The following is a 25,841-nucleotide window of genomic DNA, read 5'->3' as shown; positions in this document are numbered from 1 at the left end:
GAGGCCTGATGCGCATCACCGTCACCGTCGACGGCACCTGCTACACAGACGACGTCGAGCCCCGCACCCTCCTCGTGCACCATCTGCGCGAACGGCTCGGGAAGGTAGGCACCGTGGTCGGCTGCGACACCAGCAACTGCGGTGCCTGCACCGTCCACCTCGACGGGCACAGCGTGAAATCCTGTTCGGTACTCGCGGTCCAGGCCGACGGCTGCGAGGTCACCACGATCGAGGGACTCGCCCGCGACGGCGAACTGCATCCCGTTCAGAAGGCCTTCCACGAGAACCACGCGCTCCAGTGCGGTTTCTGCACCCCCGGCATGATCATGCAGTCGATCGACCTGCTCGCCGACAATCCCGATCCGGACGAGAAGGCGGTCCGTGAAGGCCTCGAAGGCAACCTGTGCCGCTGCACGGGCTACCAGAACATCGTCCGCGCGGTGCGCGACGTCGCCCACGAGATGCGGCCCGGCGCCGGTCCCGAGGCCGAGCGGCTCGCTTCGGACACCGCTTCCCGTGTCGGCGCGGGTGGTGAGTGATGACCTCCACGATCGAACCGGAGGTAGGCAAGTCCCGTCGCCGCAAGGAGGACGAGCGCCTCATCACCGGCAGGACCCGCTGGACCGACAACCTGACCCTGCCCGGCATGCTGCACCTCGCGGTGCTCCGCAGCCCGTTCGCGCACGCCAAGATCGTCTCGATCGACGTCACCGAGGCGAAGTCCGCGCCCGGTGTGGTCGCGGTGTTCACCGGGAAGGACCTCGACCCCGAGGGCGCCATCGGCATGCCTTGCGCGTGGCCGATCACGCCGGACATGAAGTCGCCGAGGCGGCCCATCCTCGCCTCGGACACGGTGAACTTCGCCGGTGAGGGAGTCGCGGTGGTCGTCGCCCGCACCTCGGCCGAGGCACACGACGCCCTTGAAATGATCGACGTCGACTACGACGAGCTGCCGGTCGTCCTCGGCCTGGAGAACGCGCTCGCCGAGGGCGCGCCGCTGGTGCACGAGGATCTCGGCACGAACCGGAACGCGTTCTGGGTCTTCGATTCCGCCGACGCGGGAACGGGTTCCAGTGTCGAAGACGCGATCTCGAACTCCGAAGTCGTGCTCAAGCGGCGGTTCCGGCAGCAGCGGCTGGTGCCGGCGTTCATGGAACCGCGGGCGTGCGTGGTCGACCCGACGGGCAACCAGCTGGTCATGTGGTCGGCCACCCAGGTCCCGCATATCCTCAAGACGATGACCGCGGCCACGCTCGGTCTTCCCGAGCACAAGGTGCGGGTGATCGCGCCCGACGTCGGCGGCGGGTTCGGCGGCAAGATCGCCGTGCTGCCCGAAGAGATGATGTCGACGCTCGTCGCGCAGCGGCTCGGCAAACCGGTCAAGTGGACCGAGTCCCGTTCGGAGACGATGGTCGCCGCGCACCACGGCCGCGACCAGATCCAGGACATCACCATCACCGCGAACCGCGACGGCACGGTGACCGGCCTCAAGGTCGAACTGCTCGCCGACATGGGCGCGTACCTCGGCCTCGTCGGTCCCGGCGTGCCGATCCTCGGCGCGTTCATGTTCAACGCGATCTACAAGTTCCCGGCGTACCACTTCGCCTGCACCAACGTGTTCACCAACACCACGCTCACCGACGCGTATCGCGGCGCCGGGCGGCCGGAGGCCACGTTCGGGATCGAGCGGATGATGGACGAACTCGCCGTCGAACTGGGCATGGACCCGATGGAGATCCGCGAGAAGAACTGGATCAAGCACGAGGAGTTCCCGTTCACCACGGTGGCCGGGCTGACCTACGACTCGGGCAACTACGAGGCCGCGACAGCCAAGGCCAAGGAGCTCTTCGACTACGACGGGCTCCGCCGCGAGCAGAAGGAACGGCGGGAATCGGGCGACCCGGTCCAGCTCGGCATCGGCATCTCGACATTCACCGAGATGTGCGGTCTCGCGCCGTCGCGGGTGCTCGGCTCGCTGGACTACGCGGCGGGCGGCTGGGAGCACGCGGAGATCCGTGTGCTGCCCACCGGCAAGATCGAGGTCATCACCGGCGCCTCCGCGCACGGCCAGGGCCACGAGACGGCGTGGAGCCAGATCGTCGCCGACAAACTCGGCGTCCCGTACGAGGACATCGAGGTCATCCACGGTGACACCCAGTCCTCGCACAAGGGCATGGACACCTACGGCTCCCGGTCGCTGGTGGTCGGCGGGATCGCGGTGGTCAAGGCGGCGGACAAGGTGCTCGCCAAGGCCAAGCCGATCGCGGCGCATCTGATGGAGTGTGCCGAGGACGACCTCGAATTCTCGGCGGGCGAGTTCTCGGTCAAGGGCACGGATTCCTCGACGTCCATCCAGGACATCGCGTGGGCCGTGTTCTCGGCGCACAACCTGCCGGACGGGGTCGAACCGTCGCTGGATTCGTCGGACACGTTCGATCCGGAGAACTTCTCGTTCCCGCACGGCACGCATCTGTGCGCGGCCGAGGTCGACACCGAGACCGGGCGCGTGCGGTTGCGCTCCTATGTCTGCGTCGACGACGTCGGCGTGGCCGTCAACCCGCTGATCGTCGAGGGCCAGGTGCACGGCGGGCTCGCGCAGGGCATCGCGCAGGCGTTGTTCGAGGAGGCCGTCCACGACGAAGGCGGCACGCTGACCACCGGGACCTTCGCCGACTACCTGCTCCCGTCGGCGGCGGATCTGCCCAGTTTCACCACCGACCGCACCGAGACACCGTCGACGACGAACCCGTTGGGCGCCAAGGGAGTCGGAGAGGCGGGAACGATCGCCTCGACCCCGGCGGTGGTCAACGCCGTGGTCGACGCCGTCCGGCACTTCGGGGTGAACGACATCGAAATGCCGTTGACCCCGATGCGGGTCTGGCATGCCATCCAGCACGGGTCGGCCGCCGCGGGCGGGCTGGGCTCCGAAGCGGGTGGCGGTCTCGGTTCGATCGACGCCACCGGAGGTGCCCAGTGATCCCGGCCCCGTTCGACTACGTCGCCCCGTCCACAGTGGACGAAGCGATCAGTGCGCTCGCCGAGGCGGGCGAGGACGCCAAGGTCCTGGCGGGCGGGCAAAGCCTGCTTCCGGTGCTGCGGATGCGGCTCGCCACGCCGACCACGCTGGTGGACCTCGGGAAGATCGCCGAGCTGCGTGGCGTCCGTGAGGACGGCGACGCGCTGGTGATCGGCTCGATGACCACGCATTACGACGTCCAGCGGGACGCGCTGGTCGCCGAGCACGCCGCGTTGCTCAAGGCCGCCACCGACACGGTGGCCGATCCGCAGATCCGCCACCGCGGCACGTTCGGCGGTGCCATCGCGCACGCCGATCCCGCCGGTGACCTGCTGGCTCCGGTGCTCGCGCTCGGCTGCGAACTCGTCGTCGCCGGGCCGGGCGGACGGCGGACGGTCGCCGCGGCGGACTTCTTCCAGGACATGTTCACCACCGCGCTCGCCGCGGACGAACTCCTGGTCGAGGTCCGGGTGCCGAAGCACACCGGCTGGCAGGCCCACTACGAGAAGTTCAACCGGGTCGCGCAGGCGTGGTCGATGGTCGCGGTCGCGGCCTGTGTCCGCACCGAGGCGGGCACCATCGAGGAGGCGCGGGTCGCGCTGACCAACATGGGCTCGACCCCGGTACGGGCGGCCGGGGTCGAGGAGGCCTTGGTCGGCTGCGCGGCCACCGCCGAGGCGGTCCGCGGCGCGGCCGAACGCGCGGCCGAGGGCACGAACCCCACGGCCGACGGCAACTCCGACGTCGAATACCGGCAGCACCTCGCGCGGGTGCTGACCGGCCGGGCGGTCCTCGCCGCGGCGGGTTCTTAGATACCAGAGAGGAGGTCGGCCCGTGCGGCTCGACCACGAATTCACCGTTCCCGCCCCGGTCGGCGAGGTCTGGAAGGCCGTCGTCGACCCGGAACGAGTGGCGCCGTGCATGCCGGGCGCCACCGTCACCGAAGTCGACGGGGACGCCTTCAAAGGCACGGTGAAGGTCAAGCTCGGGCCGATCTCCCTGCTCTACAAGGGAACCGGCCACTTCGTCGAGAAGGACGCCGACGCCAAGAAGGTGGTGATCAAGGCAGCGGGCAAGGACGCGCGGGGAGCGGGCACGGCCTCCGCGACGGTGACGCTCACCCTGACCGAGAAGGGCGGCGTCACCCATGGCGCCGTCGCCACGGAGCTGGCGGTCACCGGCAAGCCGGCGCAGTTCGGGCGCGGGATGATCTCCGAGGTCGGCGGCAAGATCCTCGACTCGTTCGCGGACTGCCTGTCCGGCAAGCTCGCCACCACGCCCGAGCCCGAGAAACCCCAGGAACGCCCGCCGTTGCAAGCGGTCAAGCCGGTGACGGAGGGCGAAGCCATCGACCTGATGGAGTACGCGGGCGGATCCGTGGTCAAACGCGTGGCGCCGGTGCTGGTGGCGCTCGCCGGGGTGCTCCTGGTCGTCGCGATCGTGCGGGCTGTGACGCAGCGGACGAAATAGCCGCTTCGCCCAGCCGTTGAACCCGGTATGAAGGCGGATCACAAAGTCGACGTGGCGGTGATCGGGGCGGGCCAGGCGGGTCTGTCGGCGGCGTATCACCTGCGCCGCGCGGGATTCGCCAACGAGGCGGGTTTCGTCGTGCTCGACCACGGCAAACGGCCCGGTGGCGCGTGGCAGTACCGATGGCCTTCGTTGGTGATGGAGAAGGTCCACGGCGTCTACGACCTTCCCGGCATGTCCTTCGGCACCCCGGATCCGAAACAGCCCGCGGCCGAAGCCGTCGCCGAGTACTTCGGCCGGTTCGAGCGCACCTACGACCTTCCGGTCCATCGGCCCGTCGACGTCCTGTCGGTGAGCGCCGAGGACGATCGGCTGGTCGTGGCGAGCGCGGCGGAAACCTGGGCCGCGCGTGCGGTGATCAGCGCGACCGGTACCTGGGACCGCCCGTTCTGGCCGTACTACCCGGGGCAGGAAACCTTCCGCGGCCGCCAGCTGCACACCGCCGACTACACCGGAACCGGCGACTTCCGCGGCAAACGTGCCGTCGTGGTCGGCGGTGGCGCGTCGGCCGTCCAGCTGTTGCTGGAGATCGCGCCCTTCGCGCGCTCGACGCGCTGGGTGACGCGGCGTCCGCCGGTGTGGCGTGACGAGCCGTTCAGCGAGAACTGGGGCCGGGAGGCCGTCGCGAAGGTCGATCGGCGGGTCCGCGAGGGCCTGCCGCCGAAGAGTGTCGTCAGCGTGACCGACCTGGCGGTGACGCCGGAAGTGCGCGCCGGCCTCGACGCGGGGATCCTCGACCGCCGCCCGATGTTCCAGCGGATCACGCCGGACGGCGTGGAATGGGCGGACGGCACCTTCGAGCCCGCCGACGTCATCTTGTGGGCCACCGGGTTCCGTGCCGCGATCGACCACCTCGCGCCGCTGCGCCTGCGCGCGGCCGGCGGGGGCATCCGGATGGACGGCACCCGCGTCGTCGCCGAGCCGCGGCTGCACCTGGTCGGCTACGGCCCGTCCGCCAGTACTGTCGGCGCGAACCGGGCGGGCCGCGCGGCCGTCACCGAGATCCGGCGCCTGCTCGGACGCTGAGGTCGTCGAGGATCCCGGCCGGCTCGGCGGGCCGCCGGAAGAACCCGGCGTGACTGCTCGCGAGGTCGCGGACGTCGAACGGGTTGTCCGGGGCCAGCGCGTCGCCCTCGGCGAGGTAGAGGTCCTGCGCGGCGAGCGGCATCGACCGGTCCTCGGCCAGCCTGACGTACGTGCGCGGGATCCGGCCCCAGGAGTCCTTGTCGGCGCGCTGGTCCCATTCCTGCCCGGTCAGCCAGAACACCTCGTCCGGCTGGCTCGTCACGACGACCTGAAGGAACTGCTCTTCGGTGAGTTCGCCGGAGATGGCCTTCCGCAGCGCGTCGCGCTGGGCGCGGTCGGCACCACGCCAGTTGACCCGGACGAAACCCTGGCGCGACGGGGCACCGACGAGGAGCGGTGCCAGCGCGGGGAAGAGAGCGGACGACGACCACTCGGGCAGCGCCGGGTATTCGCCGGGCGCGCGGTCCGCGGGGCACTGCGCGGCGATGTAGACGACCCGGTCGATCAGCTCGGGGGATCGCGTTGGCGGCGGCGGTGACCGGGAGCGACGGCCCGGCGGTACTGGAGGCGATCCGCGCGGCCGCCCCCGCCGCCGGAACGATCTGGGTCCAGCTCAGCACCGTCGGCGACGCGGTCGACGAACTGGTCGCGTACGCCGACGAGCACGGCCTCGTCTTCGTCGACGCACCGGTGCAGGGCACCCGTCAGCCCGCCGAGCTGGGCCAGCTGATCGTGCTGGCGGCGGGCACCACCGAGGCGCGCGAGTCCGTCCAGCCGCTGTTCGACGCCATCGGCAAGCGCACGCTGTGGGTCGGCGAAGACGGCCGCACCGGCGCGGCGAGCAGGCTCAAACTGGTGCTGAACACCTGGGTGATCGCGCTGACCCACGGCGTCGGCGAGGCACTCGCGCTGGCCGAGGGGCTCGGTGTCGACCCGCGGCATTTCGTCGACGTCGTCACCGGCGGGCCGATGGACAACGGCTACTTCCAGGCGAAGTCCGCCGCGATCCTCAAGAACGACTACACCACCGCCTTCTCGGTCGACAACGCCGAGAAGGACGCCCGGCTGGTGCTGGAAGCCGCGGCCCGCGCGGGTGTCCGGATGGACGCCGTCGAGGCCGGGCGAGCCCGGTTCGCCCGCGCGTCCGAGGTCGGACACGGTGCCGAGGACATGGCGGCCGGCTACTTCGCCAGTTTCACCGCTCGCGTTTAGTCCTCTAAAGGCGACTGTTCACGTAGCGCACCTGACCGGACTTGCCCCGCTCGAACCCCTCCCTTCCAGCGAGGTGTTCCGGAACGCCGACTTCCCACCAGGCACCGGCTTCGGTCCACGAGTCCGGCTGGGTGCGCACCACGACCACCGCCGGCCGGTGCTCGGCCACCGCGGCTTCCCTCGCCCTCGCGTACGCCGCCCGCACATCGTCCACAGTGGACGCTGTGAACACCGTGCATCCCAGCGATTCCGCATGCCGCGCGAAGTCGACCCGAGGGGGAGTGGTGTGCGCGCTCCGGCAGTCGCCGAGGAAGTTGTTGAACGGCTTGCCGCCCTGTCCCTGCTGCAGCCGGGCGATGACCGCGTAACCGTCGTTGTCACAGACCACCGCCACGAAGGGATGTCCGGCGAAGGCGGCCGAGAACAGCTCGGAATTGAGCATCAGGTACGAACCGTCGCCGAGCATCGTGGTGACCAGGCCCTCGGTATGCGCCATCGCCGCACCCCAGGCGCCCGCGAGTTCGTAGCCCATGCACGAGAACCCGTACTCGACGTCCATGCCGATCGAGCCCGATCCGCGCCAGCCGCCGATCAGTTCGCCCGGCATCCCGCCGGACGCGGTCATCACGTAGTCGTGCGGCTCGGAAAGATCGTTGACCGCGCCGACGACCTGGGCGTATGTCGGCAGCTCGCCGGAAGCGGCGCGCAGGGTGTCGATATGCGCGTCCCAGCGGCCGCGTTCCGCCGAGGCGCGCTCTGTCCACTGTGGATCGGCATGCCAGTTCTCCAGCTGGCCTGCCAGATCCACGAGACCCGCGTCTGCGTCGCCCACGACGGCCAGCGCACCGTGCTTGACCGCGTCGAACCGGGCGGCGTTCAGGGTGATCAGCCGGACTCCGGAGGAGAACACCGTCCAGGACGCCGTGGTGAAGTCCTGCAGGCGAGTGCCGACGGCCAGCACCACGTCGGCCTCCGCGGCCAGGACGTTCGCCGACGCCGAGCCGGTGACCCCGAGCGGGCCCGCGTGCAGCGGATGACCGTGCGGGACCAGGGTGCGCCCCGCCGTGGTTTCGGTGACCGGGATGCCGTGCCGTTCGGCGAAGGCCAGCGCGCGCCCGCCCGCGCCGGAATACCGGACGCCGCCGCCGAGCACCAGCAACGGTTTCCGCGCCGCCCGGAGCAGGCCTGCCGCTTCGGTGAGAGCCCGGCGATCGGGCCGCGGGCGGTGCGGACGATGGGTCACCGGCGCGAACAGGGCGTCCGGGAAGTCGTAGGTCTCCGCCTGGACGTCCTGGGGGAGCGCCAGCGTCACCGGCCCCGCGTCCGCCGGATCGGTCAGCACCCTGGTGACCTGCGGCAGTGTCGAAAGCAGCTGCTCCGGCCGGACGATACGGTCGAAATACCGGCTCACCGCGCGGAAGGCGTCGTTGACCGTGGCCGTCGGATCGCCGAAATGCTCCACCTGCTGCAACACGGGATCCGGGGCGCGGCTGGTGAAGGTGTCCCCGGGGAGCAGCAGTACCGGCAACCGGTTCGCGTGCGCGACCCCGGCCGCGGTGACCATGTTCAGCGCGCCGGGCCCGATCGACGACGTCACCACGCCGACCTGTCGCCGGTGCGTCGCCTTGGCGTAGCCGACCGCCGCGAGCGCCATGCCCTGCTCGGTCTGCCCACGCCACACGGGGAGTTCGTCACGGTGCTCTTCCAGCGCGGTGCCGAGGCCGAGGACGTTGCCGTGCCCGAAGATCGCGAACACCCCGGGGAACAACGGGACTTCCCGCCCGTCCAGGGTTTCCGACCGCTGCGCCAGCAGCCAGCGCACCAAGGCCTGTGCCGTGGTCAGCTTCATGAGACCCGCCCTTCGTGGCTCGTGACCGGACAGCGCGGATCGAGCTCCTGGTCTTTCCACGTCTCGCGGACCCAGCCGTGCGCCGGGTCGTCGCAGAAGGCCATCGACCGATCGTCGGCGGGCCCGGCCAGGACGTTCAGGTAGTACATCGAATAGCCGGGCGCGGCGACACAAGGCCCGTGGTAGCCGCGCGGGATCAGGAAGACGTCGCCGTCCCGGACCGCGACGTCCTCGTCCAGTTCACCGTCGGAGGTGTACGTCCGGTGCAGGCCGAACCCTTCGCGCGAAGGTGTCACGCCGTCGCGGCCCGCGATGCGGAAGTAGTAGATCTCCTCGTTGACGACCTCGCATTCGGACGCCTCGTCGTGTTTGTGCGGCGGGTACGACGACCAGTTGCCGCCGGGGGTGATCAGCTCGCAGGCGTTCAGCTTGTCCGCGTGCTCCCAGGCACCGGGCACGCCGAAGTTGGTGACCTGCCTGGTCGCCTGTCCGGCCCCGCGCACCTCCACCGGCACGTTTTCGGCCGGTCCGTAGCGCGGTTCGAGACGGCGGGTACAGCGCGCCATCGGCAGTGCGACCTCGATCCCCGCGACTGTCGACAACTCGACTTCGGCGTCCCGTGGCACATAGGCGAAATCCGTGACACGGGTGAACACGGAATCCCGTCCGGCGAGTGCGAAGACCTGTCCGTCGACCCGGACGGTGCAGGAACCCGCCAGGGGCAGGACGAACGCTTCGTATTCGCCTGTGCGCACCAGCCTGGATTCTCCGGCGGCCAACGAGAGAACCCGCAGGCCGCTGTAGTCCCAGCCCGCCGAATCCGGGGTGAGCCGGACCGGGTCCCGCTCGTCCGAAAGCGTCCCGAGTGGACGATGCAGCTTGCTCACAGCAACTCCTCGATCTCGTCGGCGGTGGGCATGGCGTCGGCGCAGGCGAGCCGGGAAGCGACGAGCGCGCCCGCCGCGTTGGCGTAGGTGGCGATCCCCACCGGATCCCAGCCGGACAGCAGACCGTGGATCAGAGCGCCGCCGAAACCGTCCCCGGCGCCGAGCCCGCAGACGACCTCGACCCGCTGGGGCGGCACAGTCCAGCGGCCCTCGGCGGTGGCCACCAGCACCCCTTCGGCGCCTTTCTTGATCACGGCCAGCTCGACACCCCTGGCCAGCATCCGGGATGCGGCCTCGTCGGGGTCCGCCGTGCCGACGGCGACCTCGGCTTCGGTGCGGTTGCCGACGGCGACCGTGACGTGGTCGAGCATCCAGCCGATCTCTTCCTGAGCCGTCTCGGTGTCGGGCCAGAACATCGGCCGGAAGTCGAGGTCCAGCACGGTATGCGACCGGCGCCCGCGCCGCTGGAGCATCTTGCGCTGGGTGCCGCGCGACGGCTCGACGGAGACACCGGTGCCGGTGACCCACAGCAGCGGAACGGATTCCACGACGTCCCAGGGCACGTCGTTCTCCGTGATGGTCAGGTCCGGGGCGATGGGGGACCGGTAGAACAGCAGCGGCGGATCCGCGGGCGGGTCGAGCGAGCAGAACACCACCGGCGTCTGCAAGCCGGCCGACGTCCCGACGTGCTCGGGGGACACACCGAACTCCCGCAACGCCTGCCGCACGTACTCGCCGAAGCCGTCCGGGCCCACTTTCGTCAGCACCGACGTCGAGCGGCCGAGCCGCGCGGCGGCGACCGCGACGTTGGTCGCGGTGCCGCCGAGCGACTTGGCGAAGGTGCTGACCCCGGCCAGCGGCACGCCGCTCTGTTCGGGGTAGAGGTCCACCCCGACCCGGCCGACGGTCAGTGCTTCGAGAGTGGTCATGAAGGGGACTCCGAGGCTCGCAATTCGTGTTCGAGGGCTTCCAGTTCCGCGCCGCCCGCCATCTGCCGGGTCAGCTCGGCCAGATCGATCTCGGACTTCTCGTACGCGCCGAGCGACGCGCCCCGTTTGAGTAGCAGGAAGCGATCGGCCACCGGGTACGCGTGATGCGGGTTGTGCGTGATCAGCACGACGCCGAGCCCGCGGTCACGGGCCTGTGCGACGTACTTGAGCACGACACCCGCCTGTTTGACACCCAGCGCGGCCGTCGGCTCGTCGAGGATCAGCACCTTCGCCCCGAAGTACACCGCGCGTGCGATGGCGACGCACTGCCGTTCACCACCGGACAGCGTGCCGACCGGCTGTTCGACGTCACGCAGGTCGATGCCCATGTCGGACAACGCCTTCTTGGTCGTCTCGCGACCTTTCTTCCGGTCGAGCGCCCGGAACGGGCCGAAACCGACCGTCGGTTCGGAGCCGAGGAAGAAGTTCCGCCACACGCTCATCAGCGGGACGACGGCCAGATCCTGGTACACCGTCGCGATTCCGCGATCGAGCGCCTCACGCGGCGAAGCGAACTTGACCGGCTCTCCCTCGACCAGGAAGTCGCCCCGGTCGTGCTGGTGGACCCCGGCGAGGATCTTGATCAGAGTGGATTTGCCCGCGCCGTTGTCGCCGAGCACGCAGGTGACCTCGCCCGCGTCGACCACGGTGGAGACGTCGCGCAGCGCGATCACGCTGCCGTAGGTCTTGCCGACGTCTTTGACCTCGAGAAGATGGCTCATCGCCGCACCCTTTCCGCGCGCCGCCGGAAGGCGTTGTTGACCAGGACCGCGGACAGCAGCATGACCCCGAGGAACAACATGAACCAGTCGCTGTCCCAGCGGGCGAACACGATGCCCTGCCGCGCCATCCCGAAGATCAGCGCGCCGATCGCGGCGCCGATCGCCGAACCGAATCCGCCGGTGAGCAGGCAGCCGCCGATCACGGCCGCGATGATGTACTGGAACTCCAGCCCGATGCCCTGGTTCGCCTGGACGCTCGCGAACCGCAGGATGTTGATCGAGCCGACCAGCCACGCGGCGAGCGCGGTGGTCATGAACAGCAGGATCTTGGTGCGCACCACCGGGACCCCGACCGCGCGCGAACTCTGCGCGGAGCCGCCGACGGCGAAGATCCAGTTGCCGAACCGGGTCCGGACGAGCAGCCAGGCCGCCAGTACGGCGAACCCGATCCACCAGACGATGGAGATCTGGAACGCGGTCCCGCCGATGTCCACTGTGGACGCGAAAACGAAACCGGCGGATTCGTAGCCGTCGGTCGACCGCATCCCGGACACCTGGACGGTGCCGGTGACCAGGCGGGTCACGCCGAGGTTGAGCCCCTGCAGTGCCAGGAACGTGCCCAGGGTGACGATGAAGCTGGGCAGTCCGGTGCGCATCACCAGCCAGCCGTTGAACGCGCCCACCGCGAGGGCGAAGACCAGCGACGCGAACAGCGCGAGCCAGACGTTCCAGCCGGCCTGTGTCGCCAGTGTCGCGGTGACGAGCGCGGTGGACGCCGTCATCACGCCCGCCGAGAGATCGAACTCGCCGCCGATCATCAGCAGGGACACCGCGACCGCCATGATGCCGAGCGTCGAGGCGTCGTCCAGCCAGGTCGCCACGCCGCTGCCGCTGAAGAACTGGTCGGTGACGAGGGTGAAGAACAGGAAGACGACGACGGCGCCGAGCAGCGCGCCGATCTCGGGGCGGACGACCAGCCGGTCGAGCAGCCGGGGTTTCGCGATCCGTTCGTCGAGCATGGTGGTTGTCATCGCGTGCCCCTTTGCACGTACTGGCCGACGGTGTCCACAGTGGATTTGTCGACCAGGTCGGGTCCGGTGAGCACCGGCTTCCCGCCGCCGACGACGTTCGCGTTGTCCCGGTAGAGCTTGAGGAACTGCACCGGTAGATAGCCCTGCTCGTACTGCTGCTGGTCGACCGCGAAGACCACTTCGCCCGCCTTGATCGCGCCGACGACGTCGGTGTTGAGGTCGAAAGTGCCGACCTGGGCCTCCGAGCCCACCGCCTTGATCGCGCTCACCGCCCGAGCCGCGACCTGGGAGTTCAACGTCAGAACGGCGTCGAGGGAGGAGTCGGTCCGCACCGCGCCCCTGATCCGGGATTCGGCGTCGGTGGGGTTGCTGATGTCGACCTGCAAGGTCTGTACGTCACCCGCGAAGCCGGTCTTGGCGCCGTCGCATCGCTGCGCCTGCCCGACGTTGCCCGCTTCGTGGACCACGCAGAGCAGCTTCTTCTTGCCGAGTTCCCGGAACTTCTTCCCGGCTTCCTCACCGGCGATGGTCTCGTTCTGCCCGACGTGGGTGAGCGCGCCGTAGCCCGCGCTCTTGTCCTCGCCGGAGTTGATGGTGATGACCGGGATCCCGGCGCGGACCGCGTTCTCGATCGAGGTCTTGAGCGCCTCCGGGTTCGCCATCGACACCACCAGCCCGCCGACCCGCTGGGCGACCGCGTTGTCGATCAGCTTGGCCTGGTTGCCGGGGTCTCCGTCGGAGTTGTACTCGACCTGGACGTCGAGCTGCCTGCCCGCCTCCTCGGCGCCGTTCTTGACCACGTTCCAGAACGCGTCACCCGCCGTGCCGTGCGAGATGACCGCGACCCGCAGCGGACCACTCGGCTGCGCCGTCGTCGCCGGGCCCACTCCCGCGGTGGGTTTCTCCTCGGCCTTCGGCCCGGTGCACGCGGACAGGAGCAGCAGCCCCGCCACGGCCACCAAAGCCATTTTCAAGCGATGGGACATCGTCGTCTCTCCTCGCTTCTTCCGTTACCTGGCAGCCGGGAGCCGGCTGACGATTCCGTCGAGACGCGCCAGGCTCCTGGCCACATCCCGCTTCGGCAGATCCTCCGGGCTCCCCTCGCTCAGCGCGGTGTCCTGTTCGAGTACGTACCACCCGTCGTAGCCCGCCTCGTGGACGGACCTGACCATCGTTTCGATGTCGACGTCACCGTCGCCGAGGGGGACATAGAGACCTTTGCCCACGGCCTCGGCGTAGGGAAGCCTGCCGGCGCGGACGTCTTCGGCGAGCTCGCCGCGCACGTCCTTGAGATGCAGATGCCCGACCCGTTCGGGGTACCGCTTCGCCAGCGCGACCGGATCGGTCCCGCCGATCAGGAGATGCCCGGTGTCCAGGCACAGCGGGAGAGCGGAATCCGCGAGGAAACGCTCGACCTCGTCCTCGGTCTCCGCGTGCGTCCCGACGTGCGGGTGCAGCACGGTGCGAAGGCCGTGGCGCGCGGCGATTTCCTCGATCTCGCCGGAGGTTTCGACGAGGGTCGTCCATTCGGTGTCGCTCAGCTTCGGCCGGTCGTCGTAGCCGTCGAGACCGGTGGCGGCGGCGAGCACGAGCACGTCACCGCCACAGGCCGCGAACAGCGCGGCGGACTCCTCGGCCTCGGCCAGCGCGGCCTCGGGATTCTCGTGCAGCACCACGGCGAGGAAGCCGCCGACCAGTTCGAGTTCGTATCCGCCGAGCAGTTCGCGCAGGGCGGCCGGGTCGCGCGGCAGGTATCCGGGTGGGCCCAGTTCGGTGGCGCGCACTCCCAGTTCCGCCATCTCGCCCAGTACGGTGCCCGCGTCGAGCACGCGGCCCCAGCCGGGTACTTCGCAGACACCCCAGGAGATCGGGGCGGCGGCGATGCGGATCCGGGGTGTCGTGGCTGTCATCGGCGGCCTCCGGGAGATCGGATTAGAGCGCTCTATTGATTAGAGCGCTCTAATCATGTAGCGTCCGTCACAGTAAAGTCAAGGGCGGGGGGCAGAGCAGGGGGGACAGTGAAGATGGCGCGACCGACGATGGAGGACGTCGCCGCGAAGGCGGGGGTGTCCCGTGCGCTTGTGTCGCTGGTGATGCGGAACGAGCCGAACGTCTCCGACGAACGGCGCACGCGCGTGCTGTGCGCGGCGCACGAACTGGGTTACCAACCGCACGCGATGGCCAGGTCATTGGCGAGCCGGACGTCGACCGTCCTCGGCGTGATGGTCTCCGATCTCCGCAACGCGTTCTTCGCCGATGTCGTCGAGGGGCTGGACGCGGCGGCCGAGGCGGCCGGGTTCCACCTGATCCTCAACACCGGTGGCCGCAGTCCCGCGCGCGAGCGTGCCGCGCTGAAGAGCCTGCTGTCCTTCCGGCCAGCCGGGGTGATCCTCCTGTCGCCGGTGGTCCCCGCGTCGGCGATCGAGGAAGCGGCCGCGCAAGGTCCCGTCGTCCTGGTGTCGCGCACTTCGCGCGCCGCGGGCGTGGACACGGTGAACGACGACGGCGAGGCCGGTTCCGCGCTCGCCGTCGATCACCTGGTTTCCTTGGGGCACCGGAGGATCGCGCATCTGGACGGTGGGCTCGCCGCCGGCGCGGCGGCCCGGCGCCGGGGTTACCAGCGGGCCATGCGGCGGCATCGGCTGCATCCGATCATCGTGCACAGCGAGCACACGGACACCGCCGGGGAGAAGGCCGTGCATGAATTGCTCAGCGACCCTCCGCAGGGAGGGATGCCGACGGCGCTGGTGGCGGGCAACGACTTCAACGCCGTCGGCGCGATCTCCGCGCTCGAAGAGGTGGGCCTGCGCGTGCCGGAGGACGTCTCCGTGGTCGGCTACGACAACACCTCGCTCGCCGCGCTGCGCCATCTCTCACTGACCACTGTGGACCAGCCGCGTACGGAAATGGGCAGGCTGGCCGTCGAAGCACTGCTCGAACGGATCCGGGGCGAACGCGCCGAGCCGGTCCGGCATCTGCTGCACCCGTCGCTGGTGGTCCGTTCGACCACCGCCGCTCCAGAAAGGTAACCACATGAGGTTGGGACTCGCCGGCACCGGCCGGATCGGCACTTCGCACGCCGAGACCTTGAAGAGCTTCGACGAGGTTTCCTCCGTGGTCGTCGCCGACGTCGACACCGCCCGTGCCCAGGCCGCCGCCGCGAAGCTCGGCGTCGAAGCGGCGGCGGACATCCCCTCGCTGTTCGCGTCCTCTTTGGACGGCCTGGTGATCGCCGCGGCGACGGACGCGCATCCGGAACTGATCCTCAAGGCCGTGGACGCGGGCATCCCGGTGTTCTGCGAGAAGCCGGTCGCCGCCGACATCCCGGGGACACTCGCGGTGATCGACAAGATCTCCGGTGCGGACGTGCCGGTGCAGATCGGTTTCCAGCGCAGGTTCGACGCCGGCTACACCGCCGCGCGGGCGGCGGTGGCCTCGGGCGAACTCGGCTGGCTGCACACCTTGCGCGCGACCACGCTCGACCCGGCACCGCCGCCCGCCGAGTACGTCGCGCACTCCGGTGGCCTGTTCCGCGACTGCGGCGTGCACGACTTCGACGTCGTCCGGTTCGTGAGCGGCCGCGAGGTCGTCGAGGTCTACGCGGTCGGTGCCAACAAGGGCGAGCGGTTCTTCGTCGACGCAGGTGACGTCGACACAGCGGCCGCGACGCTGACGCTGGACGACGGAACGCTGGCGGTGGTTTCGCTGACGCGCTATAACGGCGCGGGCTACGACGTCCGGCTGGAAGTCCTCGGCTCGGCGGGCAACGCCGTGGTCGGCCTGGACGACCGCGCGCCGCTGACCTCGGTGGAACCCGGCGTCCAGCCGTTGCCCGGCCCGGCCTATCCCGGGTTCATGGAACGCTTCCGCCCCGCGTACATCAGCGAACTGAAGGCGTTCCTCGACGTCGTCGCCGGTCGCGCACCGAGCCCGTGCGGCGCGGCGGACGCACTGGAGGCGTTCTACATCGCCGAGGCGTGCGAGGTCTCGCGCCGCGAACGCCGCCCGGTCCGCGTGGACGAGGTCCGCGTCTGACCACGGGAGTCACGACCGCTGTACCGATGTCGGCGGTTCGCGTGATCGACCCGACTGGGTGGACGACACGAGCGTGACCGGGTTCCGCCGCGAGTCGTCCGCCCCATCACGCGAGTCGTCCGTCCAGTCACGCGAAATCGCCGCACCCTGGCACGGCGTCACCGCGCCGCGAAGGCAGCTTCCTGCCATAAACAGCCCGCCGCGAGCCACTTCTCGCTACGGTGGCCACGAACCACGACAGGCGGCCGGTTCGTGCCGCCGAACGCGCGAGGAGTGCGGATGCAGCCGAATCCACCGCAGCCCGGCTTTCCGCAGTACGGTCAGCCGACCGCGAGCGGACCCGCGCCGTGGAGCGAGCCGAGGCCGCCCAAGCCGAGGGCCGACGCCGCGGCGGCGATGGTCGCAGGCATCCTGGCGCTGCTCGCCGCCGCCATGCTCGTCTGGTTCGCGCTCTACAACGTCATCGTCGCCACGGAGGCGGACGATCGCCCGTCGGGCATCGTGGTGCAGAACATGGTCAGCGGCACCATCTCCGCCGTGGTCCTGGTGATCGCGGCGGTGTTCACGTTCGCCCGCCGGATTCCCGCCGCGTGGACTCTGTTCGGGCTTTGCGTGTTCTACGTGGTCGCGGTCTTCGTGGGGACGCCCCTGGTGTGGGGCACGCCGTTCGGCGCTCAGGTCAAGTGGCTCTTCAGCTTCGACGACGGCGACAGCACCGCCATGGCGGTGACGATCATCCTCGCCGTTCTGACGGCGATCGCGGCGGCGATCGCCGGTAGCGTGAAATCCAACGGCGGGAAGAACTATAGCTCGTCCAGGATCAGCTTCGCGCGTTCTTCGACGAGCCGGTAGCCGGAGCGCGCGGCGAGCTCCTGTGCCAGTTCGCCGTGCGTCCGGGCCTCCGCGAGCTTTCCCAGTTTCAGCAGGGTTTCCGCGAGTCCGGTGCGTGCGGTGGCCTCGCACCAGAAGAAGCTGGTCGTCCGCGCGATGGACAACGCGAGCCGATAGCGCTCGGCGGCCTCTTCCGGCAAGCTGAGCCGCAGGCAGACCTCGCCGAGCCCGACGAGCGTCCAGGCTTCGGTGCCTCGGTCGCCGATCTTGCGGGTGAGTTCGACGGCTTCGAGCGCGTCCGCACGGTTCTGCTCGCTCGGGTCGCGCCTGCTTTCGAGCACGGCCCTGCCGGAGAGCGCCGTCGCCTCGCCGTAGGTGTAGCCCAGCTCGCGGTTGGCCGCGAGTGCGCGGGTGTAGAAATCGTAGGCGTCGTCGAGGCGGCCGAGGTCGCGGTGCACGTTGCCGAGGTCGACCAGCAGGACCGCGACGCTGAACCGGGCGCCGTCCCGTTCGGAGACCGCGAGCGCGCGCGTGAAGTTGGCGAGCGCCTCGTCGAGCTGCCCCGTCTGCCAGTACGGGAAACCGAGGTTCGCCAGCGCCATCGAGACGGCGGGCATGTTGAGTTCTTCGCACAGCCGCAGGGATTCCAGCCCGCAGCGGATCGCCTCCTGCGGGTCGCCGAGACGCTGGTGCACCGCGCTGAGATTGTTGAGCACGGCCGCGCGGCCGGCGTCCCAGCCGTCGAGGAGATCACCGCGCAAGGCGCTGGTGAGGTGTTCGCGCGCTTCGTCGTAGCGGCCGCTGTTGACGCAGGCCAGCGCGATGCTCAGATGCATCGCGGCCTGGGCTTGCCCTGCGCCGCTGCGGCGCGCGGCCTGGAGCGCGGTCGAGGCCGTGTCGATCCATTCCGCGTGATGCCCGCGTTGGTGGAAAAAGGCGCGGAGCGCGTCGGCGAGATGCCAGGAGAACTCGGGCGGGCCGTGTTCGGCACTGTGCTCGACGGCGGCGGCGAGGTTCGGCCATTCGGCGTCCAGCCAGGCCAGCGCCTCTTCGGTGTCGGCGAAGGGTTTGCCCGCGGGTTCTTCGCGCGGCAGGCGCAGGAAGTGCGGGATGAGGGCACGTCCCGCGGCGTCGGCGGTGCTCAGGTAGCTCTCGAAGAGCCGCCTCTCCGCGGCGTCACGTTCGGCCTTGGAGTCCTCCGACAGCGTGCGGCCCGCCGCGAAACTGCGGAGAAGATCGTGAAACCGGTAGCGCCCCGGGGTGTAGCGCTCGACCAGGTGCGCCGCCGCGAGCGCCTTGAGCTGCTGGTTCGCCTTCGAGTGCGGAACGCCGGTCAGTGCCTGCGCGGCGGGAGCGGTGAACGTCTGGCCCGGAACCAGCGCGAGACGGCGGAACAGCTCGCGGTGCTCCTCGGGAAGCGCCCGGTAGGAGACGCCGAACGCCGTGGTCACGGCGCTTTCCTCGGCGCCGTCGACGGTCAGCTCCGCCAGCGGGTCACCACCGGCGAGCTCGCGGGCGAGTTCGGCGATCTCGGGTTCGCCACTGGCACCGAGGTTGGCCGCCGCGATCCGGAGGGCGAGCGGAAGATGCCCGCACAGCCGCGCCAGTTCCGCGGCCGCGACGGCCTCGGCGGCGACGGTTTCGCTGCCGAGCACGGCTTCCAGCAGGTGCCGCGCGTCTTCGGCGGGCAGCACGGACAGCGGGAGCGCGCGGGCGCCGGTGCGCGCGATGAGGTCGCCGAGCCGCTGGCGGCTGGTGACCAGGACGGTGCCCGAAGGCGGCAGCAGCGGCAGCACCTGGCCGCTGTCGCGCACGTTGTCGAGCACCAGCAGCACCCGGCGGTCGGCGAGGAAGGAGCGGAGCAACGCGGCCCGCGTGTCGGTGTCCGGGGGGATCGCCTTGGGCGCGGTGCCGAGTGCCTGCAGGAGCTGGGTGAGCGCGACGGCCGGGGTGAGTGGTTCGTGGTCGGGATCGAAGCCGCGCAGGTCGAGATAGAGCTGGCCGTCGGGGAACGCGTCGCGGACGCGGTGGGCCCAGCGGACCGCGAGCGCGGTCTTGCCGACCCCGGCGGTCCCGCTGATGACCCAGATGTCGGTGCCGTCGGCCGGGTGCCGGGCGGCCTCGTCGAGCCGTTCCAGTTCGGCCGCGCGTCCGGCGAATCCCCGGACGTCGTGTGGCAACTGGGCCGGGCGGACAGGCCTGGTCGCGGGTTCCAGCGCGGGATCGGCGGCGAGGATGGCGGCTTCCAGGCGTCGCAGCTCGGGAGAGGGATCGAGGCCCAGCTCGGTACCGAGCCGGCCCCGCAGCGCCCGGAACGCCTCGAGAGCGTCGTCGGTACGGCCTTCGCGGTGCAGCGCGAGCATGAGCTGGCCGACGAACCGCTGGCGCAAGGGATGCGCGGCGACCAGCTCGGTCAGCTCCGCGAGGACCTGCCTGCCGCGGCCGAGCCGCAGCTGCGCTTCGGCGCGATCCTCGAGCGCCGTCCAGCGCGCCTCGTTCATGCCGCCGCGAAGCCGCTGGGCGACCTCGCCGCTCACCACATCGGACAACGCCTCGCCGCGCCACAGGCCGAGCGCCTCGTCCAAGAGCTCCACGGCGGTCTCGTCGTCGGCGTCGCGGGCTTGCGCGGTCAGCTCGGTGAAGCGGTGCAGGTCGACCTGACGTGGGTCGACCTTGAGCAGGTACCGGGTCCCCTCGGAGACGATCTCCGGCCCGCCCGCGCCGCGGAACACCGCGCGCAGCCTGGACACCAGCGCTTGAACGGTGTTCCGTGCACTGGCGGGGGGTTCTTCGGGCCAGAGCAGGTCGATGATCCGGTCGCGCGGCACCGGCTTGCCCGCCTCCAGCAGCAGAACCGCCAGCACGAGCCGTTGTTTGGGCGAGCCGAGATCGACCGGAACGCCACCGGCCCGCGCCTCGACGGCGCCGAGGACGCGGAACTCCACGCGGCCACCTCCGCTCACCCTCGTCGGAGCCTGCAAGCGTAGTGCAAGCGCCCTGCATCCGGACGGCGTGATCCTTGCCTGTGTCCACCGAGGACCCGTCGCCGGAACCGTGCCCAACCAACCAGACGGGCAGGACCCCCCATTCGGTTCCGGTACGACGGTGGGCACCTTCACTTTCACAGGCACCGCCAATCTGAGGGCGGTGGGGGTTGGGGGTAGTGCCAGCTCGACGTCTTCCCCCGTGTCGTCGAACTGGCGCTTCTTCTTGACTGGGGCTGGGGTTTTCCGTGAAGGCCTCCTTGAGGGAATCAGAGTCCCTCAAGGAGGCCTTCACGGCTTTTCGGCGTGATCACTTGACAGGCGCCGACGTCTGCCTGCACCCTTTCACTACTTAATTAGTGAAAGGGTGTTGCCAGTGGTCACCTTCCACTTGGACAAGGGCTCGGGCGTCGCGACGTACGTTCAGCTCGTCCAGCAGGTCAAGAACGCCCTGCGCCTGGGCTTGCTGGAGCCGGGGGACCGGCTGCCGACGGCGAAGGAAGTGGTCGCCGAGCTGGCGATCAATCCCAACACCGTCCTCAAGGCCTATCGCGAGCTGGAACGCGAAGGGCTCGTCGAGGGGAAGCCGGGCCTCGGCACCTTCGTCAAGAAGACGCTCGGAGGCGCTTCGTTCGCGGAGCACACCCGCTTGCGGAAGAGCCTCGCAGTGTGGGTCCGCGACGCACGCGAATCGGGGCTGGATCAGGAAGACGTCGAGGCGCTGTTCACCTCGGTGGTGGTCGATGGCTTTCGAGGGGAGCGGACGGCATGACCGATGAACCCGTCATCGAGGCGACCGGACTCGGCAAGCGCTACCGCCGCAAGTGGGCGCTGCGCGACTGTTCCCTCGCCGTCCCGAAAGGGCGCGTCGTCGCGCTGGTCGGGCCCAATGGCGCGGGCAAGACGACCCTCCTGCACCTGGCCGTCGGACTGCTCGACGCGACCCTCGGCTCGGTCGCGATCCAGGGCACCGCCGCCTTCCTCGCGCAGGACAAGCCGTTGTACTCCGGCTTCAGCATCGCGGAGATGCTCAAGTTCGGCAGACGCCTCAACCCCGGATGGGACGACGAGTTCGCGCTCAAGCGCATCGATTCACTCGGGCTTCCCTTGCGGCACAAGGTCGGCAAGCTCTCCGGCGGGCAGCGCGCGCAGGTGGCCCTCACCTTGGCCCTCGCGAAACGCCCGGACCTCCTGGTGCTCGACGAGCCGCTCGCGAACCTCGACCCGCTGGCCCGGCACGAGGTCATGCGGGGGTTGATGGAGGCGGTCGCCGAGACCGGGATGACCGTCCTGCTCTCGTCCCACGTCGTCTCCGATCTGGAGAACACCTGCGACTGGCTGATCGTCCTCAACGGCGGTCGTGTCCAGGTCAGCGGCGACATCGACGAACTCGTCGCCGGGCACCGGACCTTGGTCGGCCCCGCCGAGGAGGCCGACGCGCTGGCCAGGCGGGTCGCGATCGTGGACGAGGCCAGGGCGGGGAGGCAGGCGACCGTCTTCGCCCGCACCGAACCGGCCCCGCTGGGTCCACAGTGGACCGAACGGCCGGCGAACCTGGAGGAATTGGTACTCGCCTACCTGCGGCGGCCCGAATCCGCGAGCCTGCCTCGCCCGACACTGGCTTCGGCGTAAGGGGGAACGATGCTCTGGCTCACCTGCCGTCAGCACCGGATGCAGCTGATGATCACCGCCGGTCTGCTCGTCGCCGTCGGAATCATCTTGCTGATCAACGGAAACGCCGCCGCGGACAGTCCGGCCCCGGCGAAGCTCTTCGCGGATCTGTACCAGTACCTCTCCTGGCTCCAGGTCGTCCCGGTCGCGATCGGCGTCTTCTGGGGCGCCCCTCTGGTCGCGGCCGAATTCGAACGCGGCACCACGAAACTCGCCTGGACCCAGTCGATCTCACGGTTCCACTGGCTCGGAGTGAAACTGGCCTTCCTCGCCGTTCTCGCCACCCTCGGCGGGCTCGCGTTCGGCGCGATGATGCAGCGCTGGGTGGAGGTCTTCCCGGCCGATCGCGGCGACACCGCCTTCGCCAGCCGTTTCGACAACCCGGTCCTGTTCACGATGACCGGCGTCGCGCCGGGCGCGTGGTGGCTCTTCGGGTTCGTGCTCGGCACCGCCGCGGGCGCGCTCATCCGCAAGACCCTGCCCGCCATCGCCGTCACCATCGCGGTGTCGGTGGGCCTGATGATCGGCCTGAGCAACGTCCGTGACGGCTACGCGGAACCCCGGCTCGTCGCGCTGGGCGCGGAACCCGCGGGCCGGGTCGTCGAGATGGTCAGGGACGCCGCCGGCGAGATCTCCGCGCTCAAGGTCCTGCCCGCGGACTGGTACTGGCGCTTCCAGTGGACCGAAGCCGCGATCCTGACGGGCGTCTCGCTCCTGCTGGCCGTCGCCGCGACCTTCGCCATCCGCCGCCGCTCTTAGAAAGGGGTAAGTCAAATGTGGCGTGACCTAGCCTCTGCGGTGAAGGACCCCTTCGCTGGGTCAAGACAGAGAGGCGGCCTTCGCGGCGTGGTGCTGGACTGGCCGACAGGAGCCAGCCAGCTGCCCTCTGAGTGTCCACAAGGGACGCTTTCTGGTAGCGAAATGTCTGCTTCAAGGTCATATGCCCGGTTGGTGAGAGTGTCGTGAGTGGCAAGTAGGGTTCTAACCCTCTTTGCCACTCACGACCTCCTCGTCAAACCGCGCAAATCGCTCAACTCGGGCACTGGCACCTCGGAAGATGTCCCTTATGGACAGTCAAGAAGGTGTCTCTTCGGCGAGTCCCGCTCCTGCCGCCAACTCCGGCACGCCACGTTGGCCTTACCCTCTATAGAAAGGCACAGCTTCTTGCTTTGGCTCACCTGGCGGCAGCACCGCACGCAGCTGCTCGTCACCCTCGGATTCCTCGCCGTGCTCGGCGGAATCCTGCTCTTGTCCGGACAGTTCGCCGCCGACGCCGCGAACGGCAAAACCTCCTTGTACTGTCACGGAGGCGGTGTCCCGTGCCGTGAGTACGACGCGGGGCTGGAGGATCTCTATCAGAAGATCTACCCGCTCGTCGTGCTGGTACCGTTCGTTCCCTTGCTGGCAGGCGTCTTCTGGGGCGCGCCGCTGCTCGCCAGGGAGTACGAGCGCAACACCCACCAGCTCGCGTGGACGCAGTCGGTCGGCCGCGGGCACTGGCTGGCCGTCAAGTTCGGTGTTCTGGCCGGATGCGCGATGCTGGCCGGACTCGCTTCGGGGCAGATGTTCGGCGCGTGGCTGGAAATGTTTCCTGGCAAGTCGGAGAGCTTCGCCGAGACGTCCTACTTCGGTGCGCTCGGGATCGCGCCCGCCGCCTGGTGGCTGTTCGCCTTCGCTCTCGGTACGGCGGCTGGGGCGCTCGTGCGCAAGACCTTGCCCGCCATCGCGATCACGGTCGCGGTGTTCCTCGCGGCTTCGATCGCCTTGCTGTTGCTGAGGCCGCATTACGCCGAGCCGGTGCGCACGATCGGCGCGGATCCGGCCACGAAGGGGGCGCTGATCGTCAAGCTGGGCAGGGTCACGCCGGACGGCCGCGAGATGAGTTCGCTGGACGAAGTGCCCGGCTGCCCGCTAGGGCTGGGGAAGAACGCGTGCGCTCAGGCGGCGGGATATCAGGACTTCACCGTCTACCAGCCCGTCGACCGGTTCTGGCGTTTCCAGTGGACCGAGGCGGGCATCCTGCTCGCCGCGACCGCGGTGCTCGGGGGCTTCGCGATAGGGGGCACGGTCCGCCGCCGTCGCTGAGACGGCGGCGGATCGGGGTACTCAGTCGAGCCGCAGTTCGGGCCGGTACAGGTCGAACCAGTGGTAGAGGTCCAGCGCCCGGTCGATCCCGGAGCGCTGGGCCGACGACATCGTGGCCGGGTCCACTTCGGACACCCGGTGCAGCCAGTCGCGGTCCACCAGCTCGAACACCGGGTTGTGCCGTTCGGTCAAGGCCTCCTTGGCCTGCTGCTGCAACGCGGCCGCGTAACCCGGGTCCTGAGTGGACGGATACGGGCTCTTGACCCGATCACGCACCGACGTCGGGAGCACGTGTTCGGTCGCGTGCCGCAGCAGGCTCTTTTCCCTGCCGTCGAATGTCTTCAGCGACCACGGCGTGTTGTAGACGTACTCGACGAGGCGGTGGTCGCAGAACGGCACCCGCACCTCGAGCCCGACGGCCATCGACGCCCGGTCCTTGCGGTCCAGCAGCATCCGCACGAACCGGCTCAGGTGCAGGTTGCAGACCGTGCGCATCTTGCGGTCCTGCTCGCTCTCGCCGTCGAGATGCTCGACCTGGGCGACGGCGGTGGCGTACTGGTCGGCGATGTAGCCGGGCAGGTCCAGCTTCTCCTGGACCTCGCCGCGCAGGAGGGCGCCCCGCTCACTGGTGAGCCCCATCCGGAAGGCGAGCCAGGGGAACGTCCCCGAATTCACCGCGGCCTCGTCGTGGAACCAGCGGTATCCGCCGAAGACCTCGTCGGCGGATTCGCCGGACAGCGCCACCGTCGACTCGGCACGGATCGCCTTGAACAGCAGGTACAGCGAGGTGTCCATGTCCCCGAGCCCGGCCGGGATGTCCCGTGCGGCCAGCACCTTGCGGCGCACCTCGGGGTCGCTGAGCTCGGCCGGGTTCAGCACGACGTCCTTGTGGTCGGAGCCGACCAGCCGCGCGACATCGCGGATGTAGGGCGAGTCCGGGGTGTCCCGCACCTCGTCCGGCTGGAAGTTCTCCTCCTGGCCCTGGAAATCGACGGAGAACGTGCGCAGCCGCTCACCCTGTCCGGCCAGCCGCGCGGCGGCGAGACCGGTGACGGCGCTGGAATCGAGCCCGCCCGACAGCAGGACGCAGCGCGGGACGTCGGCGATCAGCTGGCGGTGCACGATGTCGGTCATCAGCTCACGAACCCGTTCGACAGTGGTCTCCTGGTCGTCCGTGTGCTGCTTCGCGTCGAGCGTCCAGTACGTCCGCGTGCGGATGCCGGAGCGGTCGACGGTGACGATCGTGCCCGGTCCGACCTCGTGCATGCCCTTCCACAGCGACCAGCCGGGGGTCTTGGTCATGGCCATCAGCTCGCGCAGGCCGTCGGTGTCGACCACCTTGCGCGCCAAGGGATTCGCGAGGATCGCCTTCGGCTCGGAACCGAAGAGGACGCCGTCCGGGGTCGGGTAGTAGTAGAAGGGCTTGATGCCCATGCGGTCGCGGATCATCACGAGCTTCTCGTCACGCTCGTCCCAGATCGCGAAGGCGTACATGCCGTTGAGGTGATCGACGACCTCGTCGCCCCACTCCAGGTAGCCGTGGAGCACGACCTCGGTGTCGCTGTCGGTCTCGAACCTGTGGCCGCGCTTGAGAAGTTCCTCGCGCAGCTCGGTGAAGTTGTACGCCTCGCCGCTGTAGACCATCGCGGCCAGCCCGGCTTCGGCCATCGGCTGCCTGCCGCCCGGCAGGTCGATGATCGCCAGCCGCCGGTGGCCCAGAGCCACGTTCGGCCGGATCCAGGTGCCCGAGTCGTCCGGTCCGCGGCACGCCATGGTCGCGGTCATCGCGTCGACGACCTCACGGCGTTGGAGCAGGTCCGTATCGAAGGAGACCCATCCTGCGATTCCGCACATCGCTACCTCCCGGTGATTAGTTAGCGCATACAACTATCCGTAACACCGGTGTAACACGCTTCGTCGGGCTTGTCTGCCCGAATTGCACGCTCCGTCCGCAGTGCGTCACGGTCTGTGGG

General features: G+C 69.6%; 24 protein-coding genes. 14 read left to right on the top strand and 10 right to left on the bottom strand.

The genetic code is table 11. The features are described from left to right. Positions 1-8: 8 nt before the first annotated feature. The 5 genes from AC069H_RS05980 to AC069H_RS05960 are packed head-to-tail and all read left to right on the top strand — an operon-like array spanning position 9 to position 5,572. Positions 9-539, top strand: coding sequence for a (2Fe-2S)-binding protein (locus AC069H_RS05980; protein ID WP_478225666.1), 531 nt, complete (start codon positions 9-11; stop codon positions 537-539). Further along, positions 539-2,977, top strand: coding sequence for a xanthine dehydrogenase family protein molybdopterin-binding subunit (locus AC069H_RS05975; protein WP_478231530.1), 2,439 nt, complete (start codon positions 539-541; stop codon positions 2,975-2,977). The genes AC069H_RS05980 and AC069H_RS05975 overlap by 1 nt, the downstream gene beginning before the upstream one ends. Beyond that, entirely contained in the window at positions 2,974-3,828 is an 855-nt protein-coding gene (locus AC069H_RS05970; protein ID WP_478231529.1) for an FAD binding domain-containing protein, read from the top strand. Before AC069H_RS05975 ends, AC069H_RS05970 begins: the two co-directional genes overlap by 4 nt. 22 nt (positions 3,829-3,850) lie before the next feature. Continuing rightward, on the top strand, positions 3,851-4,486 hold the full coding sequence (locus tag AC069H_RS05965) for an SRPBCC family protein (RefSeq protein WP_478225663.1): 636 nt from the start codon (positions 3,851-3,853) through the stop codon (positions 4,484-4,486). A 27-nt stretch (positions 4,487-4,513) separates the two neighbouring features. Beyond that, a complete protein-coding gene (locus AC069H_RS05960; RefSeq protein ID WP_478231528.1) occupies positions 4,514-5,572 on the top strand; it encodes an NAD(P)-binding domain-containing protein in 1,059 nt (352 codons plus the stop codon). Here AC069H_RS05960 and AC069H_RS05955 read toward each other — a convergent pair. Continuing rightward, entirely contained in the window at positions 5,541-5,834 is a 294-nt protein-coding gene (locus AC069H_RS05955; RefSeq protein ID WP_478231527.1) for a hypothetical protein, read from the bottom strand. The two genes, AC069H_RS05960 and AC069H_RS05955, sit on opposite strands and share 32 nt — an antisense overlap. A 25-nt stretch (positions 5,835-5,859) precedes the next feature. Between AC069H_RS05955 and AC069H_RS05950 the strand changes: the two genes are divergently transcribed. Both AC069H_RS05950 and AC069H_RS05945 read left to right on the top strand, forming a co-directional pair. Next, positions 5,860-6,063 (top strand): hypothetical protein, encoded by a 204-nt coding sequence (locus AC069H_RS05950; RefSeq protein ID WP_478231526.1) that lies wholly within the window; start codon positions 5,860-5,862, stop codon positions 6,061-6,063. A 43-nt stretch (positions 6,064-6,106) separates the two neighbouring features. Continuing rightward, the gene (locus AC069H_RS05945) at positions 6,107-6,784 is read left to right on the top strand and encodes an NAD(P)-dependent oxidoreductase (protein ID WP_478231525.1); all 678 of its coding nucleotides are present in this window, start codon (positions 6,107-6,109) and stop codon (positions 6,782-6,784) included. Positions 6,785-6,788: 4 nt separating this feature from the next. Here the strand turns inward: AC069H_RS05945 and iolD are convergent, their stop codons facing one another. Genes iolD through AC069H_RS05910 form a run of 7 tightly spaced genes read right to left on the bottom strand, consistent with a single transcriptional unit; the run spans position 6,789 to position 14,172 of the window. Next, the gene (gene iolD, locus AC069H_RS05940; protein WP_478231524.1) at positions 6,789-8,633 is read right to left on the bottom strand and encodes a 3D-(3,5/4)-trihydroxycyclohexane-1,2-dione acylhydrolase (decyclizing); all 1,845 of its coding nucleotides are present in this window, start codon (positions 8,631-8,633) and stop codon (positions 6,789-6,791) included. Further along, complete coding sequence (iolB, locus tag AC069H_RS05935; protein ID WP_478231523.1) at positions 8,630-9,520, bottom strand: 5-deoxy-glucuronate isomerase; 891 nt, start codon at positions 9,518-9,520, stop codon at positions 8,630-8,632. Before iolB ends, iolD begins: the two co-directional genes overlap by 4 nt. After that, on the bottom strand, positions 9,517-10,449 hold the full coding sequence (gene iolC, locus AC069H_RS05930; protein ID WP_478231522.1) for a 5-dehydro-2-deoxygluconokinase: 933 nt from the start codon (positions 10,447-10,449) through the stop codon (positions 9,517-9,519). The genes iolB and iolC overlap by 4 nt, the downstream gene beginning before the upstream one ends. Beyond that, positions 10,446-11,231: an ATP-binding cassette domain-containing protein gene (locus AC069H_RS05925; protein WP_478231521.1), complete on the bottom strand. Its 786-nt coding sequence runs from the start codon at positions 11,229-11,231 to the stop codon at positions 10,446-10,448. The genes iolC and AC069H_RS05925 overlap by 4 nt, the downstream gene beginning before the upstream one ends. After that, positions 11,228-12,262 carry an ABC transporter permease gene (locus tag AC069H_RS05920; RefSeq protein ID WP_478231520.1) on the bottom strand — a complete coding sequence of 345 codons (1,035 nt, stop codon included), beginning with the start codon at positions 12,260-12,262 and terminating at the stop codon, positions 11,228-11,230. Before AC069H_RS05920 ends, AC069H_RS05925 begins: the two co-directional genes overlap by 4 nt. Further along, on the bottom strand, positions 12,259-13,248 hold the full coding sequence (locus tag AC069H_RS05915) for a sugar ABC transporter substrate-binding protein (RefSeq protein WP_478225654.1): 990 nt from the start codon (positions 13,246-13,248) through the stop codon (positions 12,259-12,261). The genes AC069H_RS05920 and AC069H_RS05915 overlap by 4 nt, the downstream gene beginning before the upstream one ends. 24 nt (positions 13,249-13,272) lie before the next feature. After that, a complete protein-coding gene (locus tag AC069H_RS05910) occupies positions 13,273-14,172 on the bottom strand; it encodes a sugar phosphate isomerase/epimerase family protein (RefSeq protein ID WP_478225653.1) in 900 nt (299 codons plus the stop codon). Between the two features lie 114 nt (positions 14,173-14,286). Here AC069H_RS05910 and AC069H_RS05905 point away from each other — a divergent pair, with 114 nt between their 5' ends. From AC069H_RS05905 to AC069H_RS05895, 3 genes are all read left to right on the top strand, one after another. Beyond that, on the top strand, positions 14,287-15,291 hold the full coding sequence (locus AC069H_RS05905; protein WP_478231519.1) for a LacI family DNA-binding transcriptional regulator: 1,005 nt from the start codon (positions 14,287-14,289) through the stop codon (positions 15,289-15,291). 4 nt (positions 15,292-15,295) lie between these two features. Then, complete coding sequence (locus AC069H_RS05900) at positions 15,296-16,297, top strand: Gfo/Idh/MocA family protein (protein ID WP_478231518.1); 1,002 nt, start codon at positions 15,296-15,298, stop codon at positions 16,295-16,297. 279 nt (positions 16,298-16,576) lie between these two features. Beyond that, complete coding sequence (locus AC069H_RS05895; RefSeq protein ID WP_478231517.1) at positions 16,577-17,149, top strand: hypothetical protein; 573 nt, start codon at positions 16,577-16,579, stop codon at positions 17,147-17,149. Here the strand turns inward: AC069H_RS05895 and AC069H_RS05890 are convergent. Further along, positions 17,101-20,073, bottom strand: a complete 2,973-nt coding sequence (locus AC069H_RS05890) for an AfsR/SARP family transcriptional regulator (protein ID WP_478231516.1) — start codon at positions 20,071-20,073, stop codon at positions 17,101-17,103. The two genes, AC069H_RS05895 and AC069H_RS05890, sit on opposite strands and share 49 nt — an antisense overlap. Before the next feature lie 415 nt (positions 20,074-20,488). Here AC069H_RS05890 and AC069H_RS05885 point away from each other — a divergent pair, with 415 nt between their 5' ends. The 4 genes from AC069H_RS05885 to AC069H_RS05870 all read left to right on the top strand — a co-directional run bounded on the left by AC069H_RS05885 (position 20,489) and on the right by AC069H_RS05870 (position 23,868). Continuing rightward, positions 20,489-20,884: a GntR family transcriptional regulator gene (locus AC069H_RS05885; RefSeq protein ID WP_478231515.1), complete on the top strand. Its 396-nt coding sequence runs from the start codon at positions 20,489-20,491 to the stop codon at positions 20,882-20,884. Further along, on the top strand, positions 20,881-21,744 hold the full coding sequence (locus tag AC069H_RS05880) for an ABC transporter ATP-binding protein (protein WP_478231514.1): 864 nt from the start codon (positions 20,881-20,883) through the stop codon (positions 21,742-21,744). Before AC069H_RS05885 ends, AC069H_RS05880 begins: the two co-directional genes overlap by 4 nt. 9 nt (positions 21,745-21,753) lie before the next feature. Next, entirely contained in the window at positions 21,754-22,542 is a 789-nt protein-coding gene (locus AC069H_RS05875) for an ABC transporter permease (protein WP_478231513.1), read from the top strand. Positions 22,543-22,947: 405 nt separating this feature from the next. Beyond that, positions 22,948-23,868 (top strand): ABC transporter permease, encoded by a 921-nt coding sequence (locus AC069H_RS05870; RefSeq protein ID WP_478231512.1) that lies wholly within the window; start codon positions 22,948-22,950, stop codon positions 23,866-23,868. 21 nt (positions 23,869-23,889) lie between these two features. On the opposite strand, the gene asnB is transcribed toward AC069H_RS05870, so the two are convergent. Further along, positions 23,890-25,722: an asparagine synthase (glutamine-hydrolyzing) gene (gene asnB, locus AC069H_RS05865; RefSeq protein WP_478231511.1), complete on the bottom strand. Its 1,833-nt coding sequence runs from the start codon at positions 25,720-25,722 to the stop codon at positions 23,890-23,892. Positions 25,723-25,841: the final 119 nt, after the last annotated feature.

Source organism: Amycolatopsis sp. NPDC043887 (assembly GCF_056435665.1).
This window is presented reverse-complemented; position numbering and strand designations above follow the sequence as displayed.

Coding starts and splice junctions, on each gene's coding strand:
- AC069H_RS05980 (WP_478225666.1), top strand. CDS start 9: ATGCGCATCACCGTCACCGTCGACGGCACCTGCTACACAGACGACGTC.
- AC069H_RS05975 (WP_478231530.1), top strand. CDS start 539: ATGACCTCCACGATCGAACCGGAGGTAGGCAAGTCCCGTCGCCGCAAG.
- AC069H_RS05960 (WP_478231528.1), top strand. CDS start 4,514: ATGAAGGCGGATCACAAAGTCGACGTGGCGGTGATCGGGGCGGGCCAG.
- iolD (WP_478231524.1), bottom strand. CDS start 8,633: ATGAAGCTGACCACGGCACAGGCCTTGGTGCGCTGGCTGCTGGCGCAG.
- iolC (WP_478231522.1), bottom strand. CDS start 10,449: ATGACCACTCTCGAAGCACTGACCGTCGGCCGGGTCGGGGTGGACCTC.
- AC069H_RS05925 (WP_478231521.1), bottom strand. CDS start 11,231: ATGAGCCATCTTCTCGAGGTCAAAGACGTCGGCAAGACCTACGGCAGC.
- AC069H_RS05920 (WP_478231520.1), bottom strand. CDS start 12,262: ATGACAACCACCATGCTCGACGAACGGATCGCGAAACCCCGGCTGCTC.
- AC069H_RS05915 (WP_478225654.1), bottom strand. CDS start 13,248: ATGTCCCATCGCTTGAAAATGGCTTTGGTGGCCGTGGCGGGGCTGCTG.
- AC069H_RS05910 (WP_478225653.1), bottom strand. CDS start 14,172: ATGACAGCCACGACACCCCGGATCCGCATCGCCGCCGCCCCGATCTCC.
- AC069H_RS05905 (WP_478231519.1), top strand. CDS start 14,287: ATGGCGCGACCGACGATGGAGGACGTCGCCGCGAAGGCGGGGGTGTCC.
- AC069H_RS05900 (WP_478231518.1), top strand. CDS start 15,296: ATGAGGTTGGGACTCGCCGGCACCGGCCGGATCGGCACTTCGCACGCC.
- AC069H_RS05895 (WP_478231517.1), top strand. CDS start 16,577: ATGCAGCCGAATCCACCGCAGCCCGGCTTTCCGCAGTACGGTCAGCCG.
- AC069H_RS05880 (WP_478231514.1), top strand. CDS start 20,881: ATGACCGATGAACCCGTCATCGAGGCGACCGGACTCGGCAAGCGCTAC.
- AC069H_RS05875 (WP_478231513.1), top strand. CDS start 21,754: ATGCTCTGGCTCACCTGCCGTCAGCACCGGATGCAGCTGATGATCACC.
- asnB (WP_478231511.1), bottom strand. CDS start 25,722: ATGTGCGGAATCGCAGGATGGGTCTCCTTCGATACGGACCTGCTCCAA.